Consider the following 15,192-nt stretch of genomic DNA (forward strand, 5'->3'; position numbering starts at 1 on the left):
TAGCACCCACACCCAGAGCAGCACGGCCAGCAGGGCCGGACGGCGCAGCTCAGTGCGAGCGTTTTTCGAGCAGTGCGTAGAAGAAACCGTCGTGGTCACCCAGGGGATTGTCCGGGACGCTGCGGCCATTCGACCCGTTTTGGGGCAGCAAATGGCCGGGTGACGGCAGCAATCGTGCGTTGGTGTTGTGTACAAGAAACGCATCAATTTGTTGCGAACCTTCTTCGCGGAACACGGAGCAGGTGCAGTAAAGGAGACGGCCGCCGGGCCGCACGAGCGGCCACAGCGCCGCCAGGAGCGCGGCCTGTTGCGCGGCCAGCTGGGCGGTGTCGCTCTCGCGGCGCAGCCAGCGCACGTCGGGGTGGCGCCGCACGATGCCCGAGGCGGTGCACGGCGCGTCGAGCAGGATGGCGTCGAACGGCGTGCCGTCCCACCACTGGGCGGGACGCGCCGCGTCGGCCACCACCACCGTGGCCTTCATGCCGATGCGCACCAGGGTCTCGTCGATGCGGCGGCTGCGCACGGCGTCGACTTCCAGCGCCGTGACCTCGACCGCGTCGGGGCCGGCCAGCTCGAGCAGGTGCGCGGTCTTGCCGCCGGGGGCGGCGCAGGCGTCGAGCACCCGCAGCGGCGCGGCGCCGGGCCTGGCCGGCAGCAGGCCGTCGAGCAGCAGCGGCGCGGCCATCTGCGCGGCAGCGTCCTGCACCGAGCTGGCGCCTCGCGCGAAGCCGGGCAGTTGCTGCACGGGCCGGGCGCGCGCCAGTTGCAGCCCGAAGGGGCCGACGCGCGTGGCCGCGAGACCGACGGCCTCCAGCTCCACCAGGTAAGAGGCCGGGGTCGCGCTTTGTGCATTGACCCGCAGCGTCATCGGCGCCTGCGCGTTGTCGGCGCTCAGCACGCGCTGCCATTCGCGCGGATGGTCGCGCTTCAGGCGCTCGATCCACCAGCGCGGATGATTCCATTGCGCGACGGGTTCGCTGTCGGTCACGGCGACGAGTTCGTCGCGCTCGCGCAGAAAACGCCGCAGGCAGGCGTTGATGAAGCTGGCCTGCGCCCGCGTCGCGGGGTTGCGCTTGGCGGCCTCGACCGCCTGGTCGACCAGCGTGAAAGGCTCGTAGGGCGCGCGCTCGCTGTCCCAGGCCAACGCCAGCGCGGTGCACAGCAAGGCATCGGGCAGCGGCGGCGGCGTGCGCTTGGCCAGGTGGCGGCGCAGGGCCTCGGCACGGCCGAGCCAGCGCAGTACCTGGAAGCCGAGCGCCTGCACGCCGGGGCGCAACGCGGGCTCGACCGCCTCGAACGCGACCGAGCCCGAGGTGCCGGCGCGGATCGACGCCAGCGCCACCGCGGTCAGTTGCAGTTGGCGCCAGAGCGGGGGCTGCAGCGACGGCGCACCGCCGCTGCTGTTCGATGGATCTGGATGTAGTTCTGACAAGTTGGGGCGATGGTAACGGGCGCCCCTAAAGCCGGACGCCGCGCAATGGAAAGAAAGAGGCGCCGCGCCGCCTGCTCAGAGCAAAGGTGCGGCCGCACGCAGACGCACGGCCCATGCCACCAGCAGCGCCGGGAACTGGGCGATCGCCGCGTTGTAGTGCGCCACGGCCAGGTTGAACTGGCTGCGCGCAATTTCAGCGGCCGCCGAAGGCTCCGGCCACGCGATCGGCTCGAACACACCGGGCATCGCGGCCACCGAGCCCGGCAGCAACGGCGCCGGCCGCGACAGCGTGCCGTCGGCGTCGAACACGGTCACGTCGTCCGGGTGCTGGCGGCGCCACGCGCCGATCCACACCTGCAGCGCCGTGGCCAGCGCCGCCATGCCGCCGGCATCGAGCGGATGCAGCCGCGTCGCGCCCAGCAAGGTCGACAGCTGCGTGGTCGCGGCCTGCAGCGGCGCAATGGACGACAGCGACTCGTTCAGCGGCGCCGCCTCGTCGGGCCGCGCCGCGGCAATGCTGGCCTGCACGAAGTCCAGCTGCTTGACCAGGGCCGCGTCGAGCGCGCCGTAGGCCTGCAGCACGGTCGCACGCAGGCGCACCAGGCGGTTGTAGGAACCGACAAACCAGAACAGCAGCACCGCGACCGCGATCCAGCCGGCCAGCGATTCGGGCAGCACGCTCATCGACGACAACGCCTCACGGACAACACAAAGAAAAACGCCCCCCAACCGGGGGCGGTCGGGGGGCGTGGGGTACCGGTCATGGCCGGTGATGCTAACCAGTTATTCGGTCGCGGCGCCTTCGCTGGCGCTGACCGTGGCGGCTGCATCGATGCTCTCGTTGGAGGCAGCCATGTCGGCGGCCTCCGACTCGGCAATGGCGCGGCGCTCGGCTTCGTCCATGGCGTCCTTGACCTTGCGTGCCTGGTGGTACGCCATGCCGGTGCCCGCGGGAATCAGGCGGCCGACGATCACGTTTTCCTTCAGGCCGCGCAGCTCGTCGCGCTTGCCCATGATGGCCGCTTCGGTCAGCACGCGCGTCGTTTCCTGGAACGAAGCCGCCGAGATGAACGAGTCGGTCGATAGCGAGGCCTTCGTGATACCCAGCAGCAGGTTGGTGAACGTCGCGGGGATCTTGCCTTCGGCGCGCAGGGCGTCGTTGGTGTTGAGCATTTCGCTGCGTTCGACCTGTTCGCCGGAGATGTAGTTCGTCTCGCCGATGTTGTCGACCACGACGCGGCGCAGCATCTGGCGAACGATCACCTCGATGTGCTTGTCGTTGATCTTCACACCCTGCAAGCGGTACACGTCCTGCACTTCGTCCACGATGTAGCGCGCGAGTTCTTCCGAACCCAGCAGGCGCAGGATGTCCTGCGGGTCCGCCGGACCGTCGACCACGCTTTCGCCCTTGTTCACCACCTGGCCTTCGTGCACCAGGATGTTCTTTTCCTTCGGCACGAGGTCTTCGTAGACGCCGCCTTCGGGATCGGTGATCTGCAGGCGGATCTTGCCCTTGGTCTCTTTACCGAACGACACGGTACCGGTCATTTCGGCCAGCATGCCCTTGTCCTTGGGCGAACGGGCTTCGAACAGCTCGGCCACACGCGGCAGACCGCCGGTGATGTCGCGCGTCTTCTGGCCTTCGACCGGAATACGCGCCAGCACTTCGCCGGGGCCCACGTCCTGGCCGTCGCGGATCTGCACCAGCGAGCCGATCGGGAAGCCGATCGTCACCGAGTGGTCGGTGCCCGGGATCTTCACTTCGGCGCCGGAGGCGTCGATGAGCTTCACCTGCGGGCGCACGACCTTGGCGGCGCCGCGGCGCTTCGGGTCGATCACGACCAGGGTCGACAGACCGGTCACTTCGTCCACCTGCTTGGCGACCGTGAGGCCTTCCTCGACGTTCTCAAACTGCGCCTTGCCGGCGAACTCGGTAATGATCGGGCGGGTCAGCGGATCCCAGTTGGCGAGCACGTGGCCGGCCTTGATCTGCTGGTCGGCCTTGACGGCCAGGATCGCGCCGTACGGCACCTTGTGGCGTTCGCGCTCACGGCCGTGCTCGTCATGAATGACGATCTCGCCCGAACGCGAAATCACGACCAGGTCGCTCTTGCTGTTGGTCACGTAGCGCATCGTGGCGTTGAAGCCGATCGAGCCGTTCGACTTGGCTTCCACGCTCGAAGCGATGGCAGCGCGCGAAGCGGCACCGCCGATGTGGAAGGTACGCATCGTCAGCTGCGTGCCGGGCTCGCCGATGGACTGGGCAGCGATCACACCGACGGCTTCGCCGATGTTGATCAGGCCGCCGCGGCCCAGGTCGCGCCCGTAGCAGGTGGCGCAGATGCCGAAGCGGGTTTCGCAGGTCAGCGCGGTGCGGACCTTGACTTCGTCGACGCCCTGGGCTTCCAGGACTTCGATGTTGTCTTCGTCGAACATCTCGCCGGCCTTCAGCAGCACCGAACGGTTTTCCGGATGCAGCACGTCGTCCGCGGCCGAGCGGCCGAGGATACGGTCGCGCAGCGACTCGATCACTTCACCGCCTTCGACGATGGCGCGCATCAGGTAGCCGCCGTGCGTGCCGCAGTCCTGCTCGGTCACGACCAAGTCTTGCGTCACGTCGACCAGGCGGCGGGTCAGGTAGCCCGAGTTCGCCGTCTTCAGCGCCGTGTCGGCCAGACCCTTTCGGGCACCGTGGGTGGAGATGAAGTACTCCAGCACGTTCAGGCCTTCGCGGAAGTTCGCGGTAATGGGCGTCTCGATGATCGAGCCGTCCGGCTTGGCCATCAGGCCCCGCATACCGGCCACCTGGCGAATCTGGGCCGCGGAACCGCGGGCGCCGGAGTCGGCCATCATGTAGATGGAGTTGAACGACTCCTGCTCGACGTCGTTGCCGTGGCGATCGATGACGCGCTCCTTGGAGAGCTTGGCCATCATGACCTTCGACACTTCGTCGCCGGCCTTGCCCCAGATGTCCACCACCTTGTTGTAGCGTTCGCCGGAGGTCACCAGACCGGACACGTACTGCTGTTCGATCTCCTTCACTTCCTTGGCCGAGCGCTCGATGATGCCGTGCTTTTCAGCGGGCACCAGCATGTCGTCGATGGCGATCGAAATGCCGGCCTTGGTTGCCAGGCGGAAGCCGTTCTGCAGCAGCTTGTCGGCGAACACCACGGTCTCTTTCAGGCCGCACTTGCGGAACGAGACGTTGATGAGCTTGGAGATTTCCTTCTTCTTCAGCGCCTTGTTGATGTTCGAGAACGGCAGGCCCCGCGGCAGGATCTCGGACAGCAGGGCACGGCCCACGGTGGTGTCCACGAGCGAGGTCGACGGCGTGAACACGCCGGTTTCCTTGTCCTTGGTGTACTCCGTGATACGCACCGCGACCTTGGCGGTGAGCTCGACTTCGTTGGCGTCCAGCGCGCGCTGCACTTCACCGATGTCGGAGAAGATCAGGCCCTCGCCCTTGCCGTTGATGCGGTCGCGGGTCGTGTAGTACAGACCCAGCACCACGTCCTGCGAAGGAACGATCGACGGCTCGCCCGACGCCGGGAACAGCACGTTGTTGGAGGCCAGCATCAGCGTGCGGGCTTCCATTTGCGCTTCCACCGACAGCGGCACGTGAACGGCCATCTGGTCACCGTCGAAGTCGGCGTTGAATGCCGCGCAAACGAGCGGGTGCAGCTGGATGGCCTTGCCTTCGATCAGGATGGGTTCGAAGGCCTGGATGCCCAGGCGGTGCAGCGTGGGAGCCCGGTTCAGCATGACCGGGTGCTCCTTGATCACTTCTTCCAGGATGTCCCAGACCACTGGCGTGCCCGATTCGACTTCCTTCTTGGCAGCCTTGATCGTCGTCGCGATGCCCATGGCTTCGAGGCGCGAGAAGATGAAAGGCTTGAACAGCTCGAGCGCCATCAGCTTGGGCAGGCCGCACTGGTGCAGCTTGAGCGTCGGGCCCACCACGATGACCGAACGGCCCGAGTAGTCCACGCGCTTGCCCAGCAAGTTCTGGCGGAAACGACCGCTCTTGCCCTTGATCATGTCGGCCAGCGACTTCAGCGCGCGCTTGTTGGCGCCGGTCATGGCCTTGCCGCGACGGCCGTTGTCCAGCAGCGAGTCGACCGCTTCCTGCAGCATCCGCTTTTCGTTGCGCGCGATGATTTCCGGGGCCTTCAGCTCCAGCAGGCGGCGCAGACGCGAATTGCGGTTGATGACGCGACGGTACAGGTCGTTCAGGTCGGAGGTCGCGAAGCGGCCGCCGTCCAGCGGCACCAGCGGACGCAGGTCCGGCGGCAGCACGGGCAGCACTTCGAGCACCATCCACTGCGGCTTGATGCCCGACTTGCGGAAGGCTTCCAGCACCTTCAGGCGCTTGGAGTTCTTCTTGACCTTGACTTCGGAGCCGGTCAGGTCGCCGCGCAGGCGTTCGATCTCGCTGTCGAGCTCGATGCCTTCGAGCAGGTCACGGATGCCTTCGGCGCCCATCTTGGCAACGAATTCGTCGCCGAATTCCTTGCGCTTGGCGTCGTAGTCGTCCTCGGACATGATGCCGAACTTCTTCAGCGGGGTCATGCCGGGGTCGGTGATCACGTAGGCTTCGAAGTACAGCACGCGTTCGATGTCGCGCAGCGTCATGTCGAGCACGAGGCCCAGCCGCGACGGCAGCGACTTCAGGAACCAGATGTGGGCGCAGGGCGCGGCCAGGTCGATGTGACCCATGCGCTCGCGACGCACCTTGGTCTGCGTGACTTCAACGCCGCACTTCTCGCAGATCACGCCGCGGTGCTTCAGGCGCTTGTACTTGCCGCACAGGCACTCGTAGTCCTTGATGGGGCCGAAGATCTTGGCGCAGAACAGGCCGTCGCGCTCGGGCTTGAACGTGCGGTAGTTGATCGTCTCGGGCTTCTTCACTTCGCCGAAAGACCACGAACGGATCTTCTCGGGCGACGCCATGCCGATCTTGATGGCATCGAAATGCTCGTCGGGCGTGAATTGCTTGAACAGGTCGAGTAATGACTTCATGTGACTCTTTCCTTGTTGCTTATGAACGTTCGAGTTCGATGTCCAGGCCCAGGGAACGGATTTCCTTGACCAGCACATTGAACGATTCCGGCATGCCGGCTTCGATGGAGTGTTCGCCCTTGACGATGCTCTCGTACACCTTGGTACGGCCCACCACGTCGTCGGACTTCACCGTCAGCATTTCCTGCAGGACGTAGGCGGCGCCGTAGGCTTCCAGCGCCCACACTTCCATTTCCCCGAAACGCTGGCCGCCGAACTGGGCCTTGCCGCCCAGCGGTTGCTGCGTGACCAGCGAGTACGGACCGGTCGAGCGTGCGTGCATCTTGTCGTCCACCAAATGGTGCAGCTTCAAGAAGTGCATGTAGCCGATGGTGACCGGACGGTCGAACTGGTCACCTGTGCGCCCGTCGTACAGGTACGCCTGCGTGCGCGTATCGGTCAGGCCCTTGAGCTTGGCGATGTCGTCCGGGTAGGCCAGCTTCAGCATGCCGCGGATTTCTTCTTCCGAGGCGCCGTCGAACACGGGCGTCGCGAAGGTCGCGCCGTTCTGCAGGTTGGCTGCCATCTCGAGCAGTTCGGTGTCGCTCAGCGAACCGATGTTCTCCTGGCGGCCCGAGCCGTTGTACAGCTGCTCCATGAACTTGCGCAGCTCGGCCACCTTGGCCTCTTGCTGCAGCATGTCGCCGATGCGCTGGCCGATACCCTTGCCGGCCCAGCCCAAGTGCACTTCGAGCACCTGGCCCACGTTCATCCGCGAAGGCACGCCCAGCGGGTTCAGGCAGATGTCGCACGGCGTGCCGTCGGCCATGTGGGGCATGTCTTCGACCGGAACGATCTTGGACACCACACCCTTGTTGCCGTGGCGCCCGGCCATCTTGTCGCCGGGTTGCAGGCGGCGCTTGACGGCCAGGTAGACCTTGACCATCTTCAGAACGCCCGCGGGCAGCTCGTCGCCCTGCGTGAGCTTCTTGCGCTTTTCTTCGAACGCGAGGTCGAAGCTGTGGCGCGTCTGCTCCAGCGAGTTCTTGATCGACTCGAGCTGCGAGGCCACTTCGTCTTCCGCCGGGCGGATGTCGAACCAGTGGAACTTCTCGACCGACGACAGGTAGGCCTTGTCGAGCTTGGTGCCCTTGGCCAGCTTGTTCGGGCCGCCGTTGGCGACCTTGCCGGTCAGCAGCTTCTCGATACGGTCGAACGCGTCGGCTTCGACGATGCGCAACTGGTCGTTCAGGTCGAGGCGGAAGCGCTTGAGCTCGTCGTCGATGATCTGCTGCGCGCGCTTGTCGCGCGTGATGCCTTCGCGGGTGAACACCTGCACGTCGATCACGGTGCCTTGCGAGCCCTGGTCCACGCGCAGCGAGGTGTCCTTCACGTCGGAAGCCTTCTCGCCGAAGATGGCGCGAAGCAGCTTCTCTTCAGGCGTCAGCGTGGTCTCGCCCTTCGGCGTGACCTTGCCCACCAGCGTGTCGCCCGGCTGCACTTCGGCGCCGACATAAATGATGCCGGATTCGTCGAGGCGGTTGAGCTGCTGCTCGGCCAGGTTCGGGATGTCGCGCGTGATTTCTTCGGCGCCCAGCTTCGTGTCGCGGGCCATCACCACCAGTTCCTCGATGTGGATCGAGGTGTAGCGGTCTTCGGCGACGACGCGTTCGGAGATCAGGATCGAGTCTTCGAAGTTGTAGCCGTTCCACGGCATGAACGCGATCAGCATGTTCTGGCCGAGGGCCAGTTCACCCAGGTCGGTCGATGCGCCGTCGGCCACCACGTCGCCCTTGGCGATCTTGTCGCCGCGCTTGACGATCGGGCGCTGGTGGATGTTGGTGTTCTGGTTCGAACGCTGATACTTGATCAGGTTGTAGATGTCCACACCGACTTCACCTGCCGCCGCTTCGGCGTCGTTCACGCGCACCACGACACGGGTCGCATCGACGTAGTCGACGATACCGCCGCGGGTGGCCGTGACCACGGTGCCGGAGTCGACCGCGGAGACGCGTTCGATACCGGTACCGACCATCGGCTTCTCGGGGCGCAGCACAGGCACGGCCTGACGCTGCATGTTGGCGCCCATCAGCGCGCGGTTCGCATCGTCGTGCTCCAGGAACGGCACGAGCGACGCGGCCACCGACACGATCTGCGCGGGCGACACGTCCATGTACTGGATGCGCTCGGCACCGACCAGGATCGATTCGCCGGCCTCACGCGCGGAGACCAGGTCGCCGGTCAGCACACCGTCCTTGTCCAGGGCTGCGTTGGCCTGGGCGATGACGTACTTGCCTTCCTCGATGGCCGACAGGTAGTCGATTTCCATCGTGACCTTGCTGTCGATCACGCGACGGTACGGCGTCTCGATGAAGCCGTATTCGTTCAGCCGGGCGTACAGGGCCAGCGAGTTGATCAGGCCGATGTTCGGGCCTTCGGGCGTTTCGATCGGGCACACGCGGCCGTAATGGGTCACGTGCACGTCGCGCACTTCGAAGCCTGCACGTTCACGCGTCAGACCACCCGGGCCAAGGGCCGACACGCGGCGCTTGTGGGTGATTTCGGACAGCGGGTTCGTCTGGTCCATGAACTGCGACAGCTGCGAGGCGCCGAAGAATTCCTTCAACGCGGCCGAGATCGGCTTGCTGTTGATCAGGTCATGCGGCATCAGCGGCTCTTGCTCGGCCTGACCCAGACGTTCCTTCACGGCCTTCTCGATGCGGGCCAGGCCGGTGCGGTACTGGTTTTCGGCCAGTTCGCCCACGCAACGCACGCGGCGGTTGCCCAGGTGGTCGATGTCGTCGACTTCGCCGTTGCCGTTGCGCAGGTCCACGAGGATCTTGACCACGGCCAGGATGTCTTCGTTGGTCAGCACCATCGGGCCGGTGGATTCGTCGCGGCCGACCTTGGCGTTGAACTTCATGCGGCCGACGCGCGACAGGTCGTACGTGTCCGGGTTGTAGAACAGGCGCTGGAACAGGGCCTGCACGGCGTCTTCGGTCGGCGGCTCGCCGGGGCGCATCATGCGGTAGATGGCCACGCGCGCGGCGAACTCGTCGACGGTTTCGTCGATGCGCAGCGTTTGCGAGATGTACGCGCCCTGGTCCAGTTCGTTCGTGTAGATGACCTGGATGTCCTGCACGCCCGAGGTGCGCAGCTTCTTCAGCAGCGCTTCGGTCAGTTCGTCGTTGGCCTTCGACAGGATTTCGCCCGAGTCGGCATCGACGATGTTGCGGGCAATGACGCGGCCGATCAGGAAGTCTTCCGGCACGCTGATGTGCGTGGTGCCGCCCTGTTCGAGTTCACGCGTGTGGCGCGCGGTGACGCGCTTGTCCTTGGCGACCACGACCTTGCCCGACTTGTCGGTGATGTCGAAGCGCGCGACTTCGCCGCGCAGGCGTTCGGCGACGAACTCCATCTGCGCGCCGCTGTCCATCAGGCGGAAGTTGTCGTTCACGAAGAAGTTCGCGAGGATCGATTCCGGGTTCAGGCCGATGGCCTTCAGCAGGATCGTGACCGGCATCTTGCGGCGACGGTCCACGCGGAAGTACAGCATGTCCTTCGGGTCGAACTCGAAGTCGAGCCACGAGCCGCGGTAAGGAATCACGCGGGCCGAGAACAGCAGCTTGCCCGAGCTGTGCGTCTTGCCCTTGTCGTGTTCGAAGAACACGCCCGGCGAACGGTGCAGCTGCGAAACGATCACGCGTTCCGTGCCGTTGATGATGAACGAACCCTTTTCGGTCATGAGCGGCACTTCGCCCATGTAGACCTCTTGTTCCTTCACTTCCTTGACCACCTTCGACTGCGAGGTCGACGACTCGCGGTCATAGATGATGAGCTGCACCTTGGCGCGCACGGCCGAGGCGAAGGTCAGACCGCGGGTCTGGCACTCACGCACGTCGAACGCCGGCTTCGCCAGGTTGTACTCGAGGAACTTCATCTCGACGAAACCGTTGTGCGAGACGATCGGGAAGGCGGCGTCGAACGCGGCTTGCAGGCCTTCGACGGTGCGTTGTTTGGGGGCGATGCCGGCTTGCAGGAACGCGGTGTACGCGTCTTTCTGCATCTGCAGCAGGTAGGGGATTTCGACGACGCTGTCGCGATTACCGAAACTTTTTCGGATGCGCTTGCGTTCGGTGTAACTGTACGCGGACGTTTGGGCCATGAGAGCTCCGGAGCTTGAGATCTTCAGCGACTTGGTTCGGGTGCAAATGCACCACTCCTTGGCGGCTGGCCACTACCAGCCGTTGGCGGACGGTGATGCGTTGCACATCACCCGAACCAAGGGGTCTTCTGCAGTCGGGGTCAGAAGACACTCAAAAGCTGCATGAATCCGGCAGCTTTTGGGTGCGCTCTGAAAGCGGCAAAGGCTGGAGGGCCTTTTCAGGCGCCTCCAGCCCTCTAGGGGGTCTGAATTACTTCAGTTCCACCTTGGCGCCGGCTTCTTCCAGCTTCTTCTTTGCAGCTTCAGCGTCAGCCTTGGACAGGGCTTCCTTGACAGCCTTGGGAGCGGCTTCCACCAGGTCCTTGGCTTCCTTGAGGCCCAGGCCCGTGATTTCGCGCACGGCCTTGATGACCGAAACCTTGTTCGCGCCGACTTCGGTCAGCATGACATTGAATTCGGTTTGTTCTTCGGCCACTGCGGCGGCGGGGCCGGCAGCTGCGGGGCCTGCCATGGCGGCAGCGCTCACGCCAAACTTCTCTTCGATGGCTTTCACCAGTTCGTTGAGTTCCAGGACCGTCATGCTGTCGAGCGCGGTCAGAAATGCGTCTTTATCGAATGCCATTTTTGTTTCCTAACAATTGGGTTGAATATTTCAAACGCAAGCCGGCTTACGCGGGCTGCGCCTCGGCTTCTGCCGGTGCATCGGTTGCGGGTGCTGCTTCGCCTTCGCCACGCTTCGCGGCCAGCGCCGCGAGAACGCGTGCCGTACGGGAAATGGGGGATTGCATCAAGCCCAGCAACTGCGCCAACAGCACTTCCTTCGAAGGGATGCTTGCGAGCTGCTTCACGCCGTTCACGTCCAGGACCTTGCCGCCAAACGCGCCACCGCGAATCACCAACTTGTCGTTGGTCTTCGCGAAGTCGGCCACCACCTTGGCGGCGGCCACTGCGTCATCGGAAAAGCCGTAGATCAGCGGGCCGGTCATCTGGTCGCCGATGACTTCGAATGCGGTACCGACAACAGCACGGCGTGCCAGCGTGTTCTTGAACACGCTGAGAGTCACACCCTTGCTGCGTGCTTCGGTACGCAGTTTGGTCATATCGGCAACCGTGATGCCACGGTATTCCGCCAGCACGAGCGTTTGAGCTTTTGCGGCGAGGCTGGTCACATCACTGATGACCGCTTCTTTCTCACTGCGATTCAGACTCAAGGTCTACTCCTTTTAATGCGATCTTCGGCCGGGGCCTCGGATCGCGCTTCATGCAGCGACCAACTGTTTCGGAACAAAAACAAATTCCTTGCAGTGGGGTCGCCATCTGCGCTGATTGCCGGACAAAAGGTCCGGCGATTAAGTGCAGGCACCCTGCACACCAGCGGTCTTGGATGGCTCACGGCAACCGAGGCTGCCGCGACCCACCACATTCGCCCAATTCCTTTCGGAAACGGGCCAATCTCTTCTCTTAGCTCGCCGAGATGGTTTGCGTGTCCACGCGGACACCCAGACCCATGGTCGACGACACAGCCACCTTGCGCAGGAACACGCCCTTGCTGGTGGCCGGCTTGGCCTTGACCAGCGCGTCGATCAGCGCAACGAGGTTGCCTTGCAGCTTGTCGGTGTCGAACGAGCGACGGCCGATCGTGCCGTGGATGATGCCGGCCTTGTCGACGCGGAACTGGACCTGGCCAGCCTTGGCGTTCTTCACGGCCGTGGCGACGTCCGGGGTCACCGTGCCAACCTTGGGGTTGGGCATCAGGCCACGCGGGCCGAGGATCTGACCCAGCGTACCGACAACGCGCATGGCGTCCGGTGCGGCGATCACGACGTCGAAAGGCATGTCGCCCGCCTTGACCATGGCAGCCAGGTCGTCCATGCCAACGATGTCGGCGCCGGCGGCCTTGGCTTCTTCAGCCTTGGCGCCCTGGGCGAACACAGCCACGCGCTTGGTCTTGCCGGTGCCGTTGGGCAGCACGACGGCGCCACGCACGACCTGGTCCGACTTCTTCGCGTCGATGCCGAGTTGCACGGCCACGTCGATGGATTCATCGAACTTGGCGGTGGCGGCTTCCTTCACGAGACCGATGGCGTCAACGAGGGCGTACAGCTTGTTGCTGTCGACCTTGCCTTCGAACGACTTTTGCTTCTTGGTGATCTTGGACATTTACACGCCCTCCACGGTCACGCCCATCGAACGGGCAGAGCCGGCGATGGTGCGAACAGCTGCGTCGAGGTCGGCAGCGGTCAAATCCTTCATCTTGGCCTTGGCGATATCTTCGAGCTGAGCGCGCGTGATCTTGCCGACCTTGACGGATTGCGGCGTGGCCGAACCCTTGTCCAGCTTGATGGCCTTCTTGATCAAGGTGATCGCCGGGGGCGTCTTGATGATGAAGGTGAAACTCTTGTCAGCGAACGCGGTGATGACCACCGGCAGCGGCAGGCCCGGCTCGACGCCTTGGGTTTGCGCGTTGAACGCCTTGCAGAACTCCATGATGTTCAAACCACGCTGGCCCAGTGCGGGACCGATGGGTGGTGACGGGTTGGCCTTACCAGCTGGCACTTGCAGCTTGATGAAGCCGACGATTTTTTTCGCCATGCTTTGCTCCTTGCGGGTGATATCGCCTTGGCTCGAGGCCGCGGCTCCCCGGGGTTGAACGACTCTTCAAGATCCAGGCCGCGCGCCGAGTCGGACAACGCGCAACCAAAAAATGGGCCGAGCCTTTCGGCCCGGGGGCTCAGGTCTTCTCGACCTGGCTGAATTCGAGTTCCACAGGCGTTGCGCGGCCGAAAATCATGACCGACACACTGACCTTGCTCTTCTCGTAGTTGACGTCTTCGACCGTGCCGTTGAAGTCGGTGAACGGACCTTCCTTGACGCGCACGAACTCGCCGACGGTGAACTCGACCTTGTGACGCGGCTTCTCCGTGCCCTGCTGCATCTGGTTGACGATGTCCTCGACCTCTTTCTGCGAGATCGGCGCCGGACGGTTCTTGGCGCCGCCCACGAAGCCCGTCACCTTGTTGGTGTGCTTCACGAGGTGCCAGCTCTCGTCGGCCATGATCATTTCGACCAGCACATAGCCTGGGAAAAAGCGGCGTTCGGTGGTGCGCTTCTGGCCGTTCTTGATTTCGACCACTTCTTCGGTCGGAACCAGGATGCGGCCGAACTTGTCCTGCATGCCGGCGCGGTTGATGCGCTCGATGATGTTGCGTTCAACGGCCTTTTCCATGCCCGAATAGGCATGCACCACATACCAACGCAGATCAGGGTTGGCGGCGGGGGCCAGAAGGGGATGAACTTCCTCTTGCGGCGTGGTTTCAACTGCGTCGTCGGTCATTGCTTATTTTCTCCAGCCCAGAATGAGGTCGAAAAACACCCATTCGAGCGTCTTGTCGGTGAGCCAGAGGAAGACGGACATGATCGCCACGAAGGCGAACACGTAAGCCGTCATTTGCATCGCCTCCTTGCGGGTCGGCCACACGACCTTCTTGACCTCGCGCCACGAGTCGCGGCCGAAGGCCCACAACTGACGGCCATTCTCCGAACTGCCGAAGGCAGCCACTGCAGCAGCCAGGCCGACCAGCAGCGCAGCCCATTGCACCAGCGAGCCCTGGCGCGACAGCAGATAGAACGCCACGATGGCGCCCACTGCCAACACGACCGCCACGGCCAGTTTGGCCTTGTCGGCGCCAGTGCTCACGGTTTCGATTTGAGAAGTGGCCATGTTCGGCTGTTTTCCTGTGGCCTTTCGGCCTTCAATGCAATGCGTCTCTTGAGACGCCGAAGCCCGTCGGGACGCGACGGGCTTTTTGGGGGTGCCACCTAGGTGGCAGGGGCAGTAGGAATCGAACCTACAACCTTCGGTTTTGGAGACCGACGCTCTGCCAATTGAGCTATACCCCTCCGGTACTTCTTACGCTTGGCTTAGATGTCGAGGATCTTGGCCACGACGCCCGAACCCACGGTACGGCCACCTTCACGGATGGCGAAGCGCAGGCCTTCTTCCATCGCGATCGGGTTGATCAGCTTCACGGTGATGCTGACGTTGTCGCCAGGCATGACCATTTCCTTGTCGGCGGGCAACTCGATCGCACCGGTCACGTCCGTCGTGCGGAAGTAGAACTGCGGGCGGTAGTTGTTGAAGAACGGCGTGTGACGGCCGCCCTCGTCCTTCGACAGCACGTACACCTCGGCGGTGAAGTGCGTGTGCGGCTTGATCGAACCCGGCTTGCACAGCACTTGGCCGCGCTCGACGTCTTCGCGCTTGGTGCCGCGCAGCAGCACGCCCACGTTGTCGCCGGCTTGACCCTGGTCCAGCAGCTTGCGGAACATTTCCACGCCGGTGCAGGTGGTCTTGACCGTCGGGCGGATGCCCACGATTTCGATTTCTTCACCGACCTTGATCACGCCACGCTCGACAGCGCCGGTCACGACCGTGCCGCGGCCCGAGATCGAGAACACGTCTTCGACGGGCATCAGGAACGCACCGTCCACGGCGCGCTCGGGCGTCGGGATGTAGGTGTCCAGCGCGTCGGCCAGCTTCATGATGGCTTCTTCGCCCAGCTTGCCCTTGTCGCCTTCGAGGGCGAGCTTGGCCGAG

At 64.1% G+C, this 15,192-nt stretch carries 11 protein-coding genes and 1 tRNA gene; all 12 read right to left on the reverse strand.

Features of this window, described 5'->3' with window-relative positions; genetic code table 11:
- Window positions 1-49: 49 nt before the first annotated feature.
- Window positions 50-1,381, reverse strand: coding sequence for a 16S rRNA (cytosine(967)-C(5))-methyltransferase RsmB (rsmB, locus tag ACSFA5_RS17680; protein ID WP_435445368.1), 1,332 nt, complete (start codon window positions 1,379-1,381; stop codon window positions 50-52).
- Between the two features lie 126 nt (window positions 1,382-1,507).
- The gene (locus ACSFA5_RS17685) at window positions 1,508-2,116 is read right to left on the reverse strand and encodes a LemA family protein (protein ID WP_435445341.1); all 609 of its coding nucleotides are present in this window, start codon (window positions 2,114-2,116) and stop codon (window positions 1,508-1,510) included.
- A gap of 99 nt (window positions 2,117-2,215) precedes the next feature.
- The gene (gene rpoC, locus ACSFA5_RS17690; protein ID WP_435445342.1) at window positions 2,216-6,451 is read right to left on the reverse strand and encodes a DNA-directed RNA polymerase subunit beta'; all 4,236 of its coding nucleotides are present in this window, start codon (window positions 6,449-6,451) and stop codon (window positions 2,216-2,218) included.
- A gap of 19 nt (window positions 6,452-6,470) precedes the next feature.
- Window positions 6,471-10,595: a DNA-directed RNA polymerase subunit beta gene (gene rpoB, locus ACSFA5_RS17695; protein WP_435445343.1), complete on the reverse strand. Its 4,125-nt coding sequence runs from the start codon at window positions 10,593-10,595 to the stop codon at window positions 6,471-6,473.
- Between the two features lie 250 nt (window positions 10,596-10,845).
- Window positions 10,846-11,217 carry a 50S ribosomal protein L7/L12 gene (gene rplL, locus ACSFA5_RS17700; protein WP_187113696.1) on the reverse strand — a complete coding sequence of 124 codons (372 nt, stop codon included), beginning with the start codon at window positions 11,215-11,217 and terminating at the stop codon, window positions 10,846-10,848.
- A gap of 46 nt (window positions 11,218-11,263) precedes the next feature.
- Window positions 11,264-11,806 carry a 50S ribosomal protein L10 gene (gene rplJ, locus ACSFA5_RS17705; RefSeq protein WP_435445344.1) on the reverse strand — a complete coding sequence of 181 codons (543 nt, stop codon included), beginning with the start codon at window positions 11,804-11,806 and terminating at the stop codon, window positions 11,264-11,266.
- 250 nt (window positions 11,807-12,056) lie between these two features.
- Entirely contained in the window at window positions 12,057-12,755 is a 699-nt protein-coding gene (rplA, locus tag ACSFA5_RS17710; RefSeq protein WP_187113695.1) for a 50S ribosomal protein L1, read from the reverse strand.
- The gene (rplK, locus tag ACSFA5_RS17715; RefSeq protein ID WP_056512890.1) at window positions 12,756-13,187 is read right to left on the reverse strand and encodes a 50S ribosomal protein L11; all 432 of its coding nucleotides are present in this window, start codon (window positions 13,185-13,187) and stop codon (window positions 12,756-12,758) included.
- A 139-nt stretch (window positions 13,188-13,326) separates the two neighbouring features.
- Window positions 13,327-13,929: a transcription termination/antitermination protein NusG gene (gene nusG, locus ACSFA5_RS17720; RefSeq protein WP_435445345.1), complete on the reverse strand. Its 603-nt coding sequence runs from the start codon at window positions 13,927-13,929 to the stop codon at window positions 13,327-13,329.
- 3 nt (window positions 13,930-13,932) lie between these two features.
- The gene (gene secE, locus ACSFA5_RS17725; protein ID WP_093057178.1) at window positions 13,933-14,316 is read right to left on the reverse strand and encodes a preprotein translocase subunit SecE; all 384 of its coding nucleotides are present in this window, start codon (window positions 14,314-14,316) and stop codon (window positions 13,933-13,935) included.
- Window positions 14,317-14,419: 103 nt separating this feature from the next.
- Window positions 14,420-14,495: transfer RNA gene (locus ACSFA5_RS17730), tRNA-Trp, on the reverse strand.
- 21 nt (window positions 14,496-14,516) lie between these two features.
- Window positions 14,517-15,192, reverse strand: a 676-nt coding sequence (locus ACSFA5_RS17735) for an EF-Tu C-terminal domain-related protein (protein WP_435445346.1), incomplete at its 5' end; no start/stop codon positions are given.

It is taken from the genome of Variovorax monticola (assembly GCF_051216855.1).
GTDB lineage: Bacteria > Pseudomonadota > Gammaproteobacteria > Burkholderiales > Burkholderiaceae_C > Variovorax.

Excerpts from the sequence above, each read along its gene's own strand:
- secE (WP_093057178.1), bottom strand. The coding sequence starts at position 14,316 with ATGGCCACTTCTCAAATCGAAACCGTGAGCACTGGCGCCGACAAGGCC.
- rplL (WP_187113696.1), bottom strand. The coding sequence starts at position 11,217 with ATGGCATTCGATAAAGACGCATTTCTGACCGCGCTCGACAGCATGACG.
- rplA (WP_187113695.1), bottom strand. The coding sequence starts at position 12,755 with ATGTCCAAGATCACCAAGAAGCAAAAGTCGTTCGAAGGCAAGGTCGAC.
- rplK (WP_056512890.1), bottom strand. The coding sequence starts at position 13,187 with ATGGCGAAAAAAATCGTCGGCTTCATCAAGCTGCAAGTGCCAGCTGGT.
- ACSFA5_RS17685 (WP_435445341.1), bottom strand. The coding sequence starts at position 2,116 with ATGAGCGTGCTGCCCGAATCGCTGGCCGGCTGGATCGCGGTCGCGGTG.
- nusG (WP_435445345.1), bottom strand. The coding sequence starts at position 13,929 with ATGACCGACGACGCAGTTGAAACCACGCCGCAAGAGGAAGTTCATCCC.
- rpoC (WP_435445342.1), bottom strand. The coding sequence starts at position 6,451 with ATGAAGTCATTACTCGACCTGTTCAAGCAATTCACGCCCGACGAGCAT.
- rpoB (WP_435445343.1), bottom strand. The coding sequence starts at position 10,595 with ATGGCCCAAACGTCCGCGTACAGTTACACCGAACGCAAGCGCATCCGA.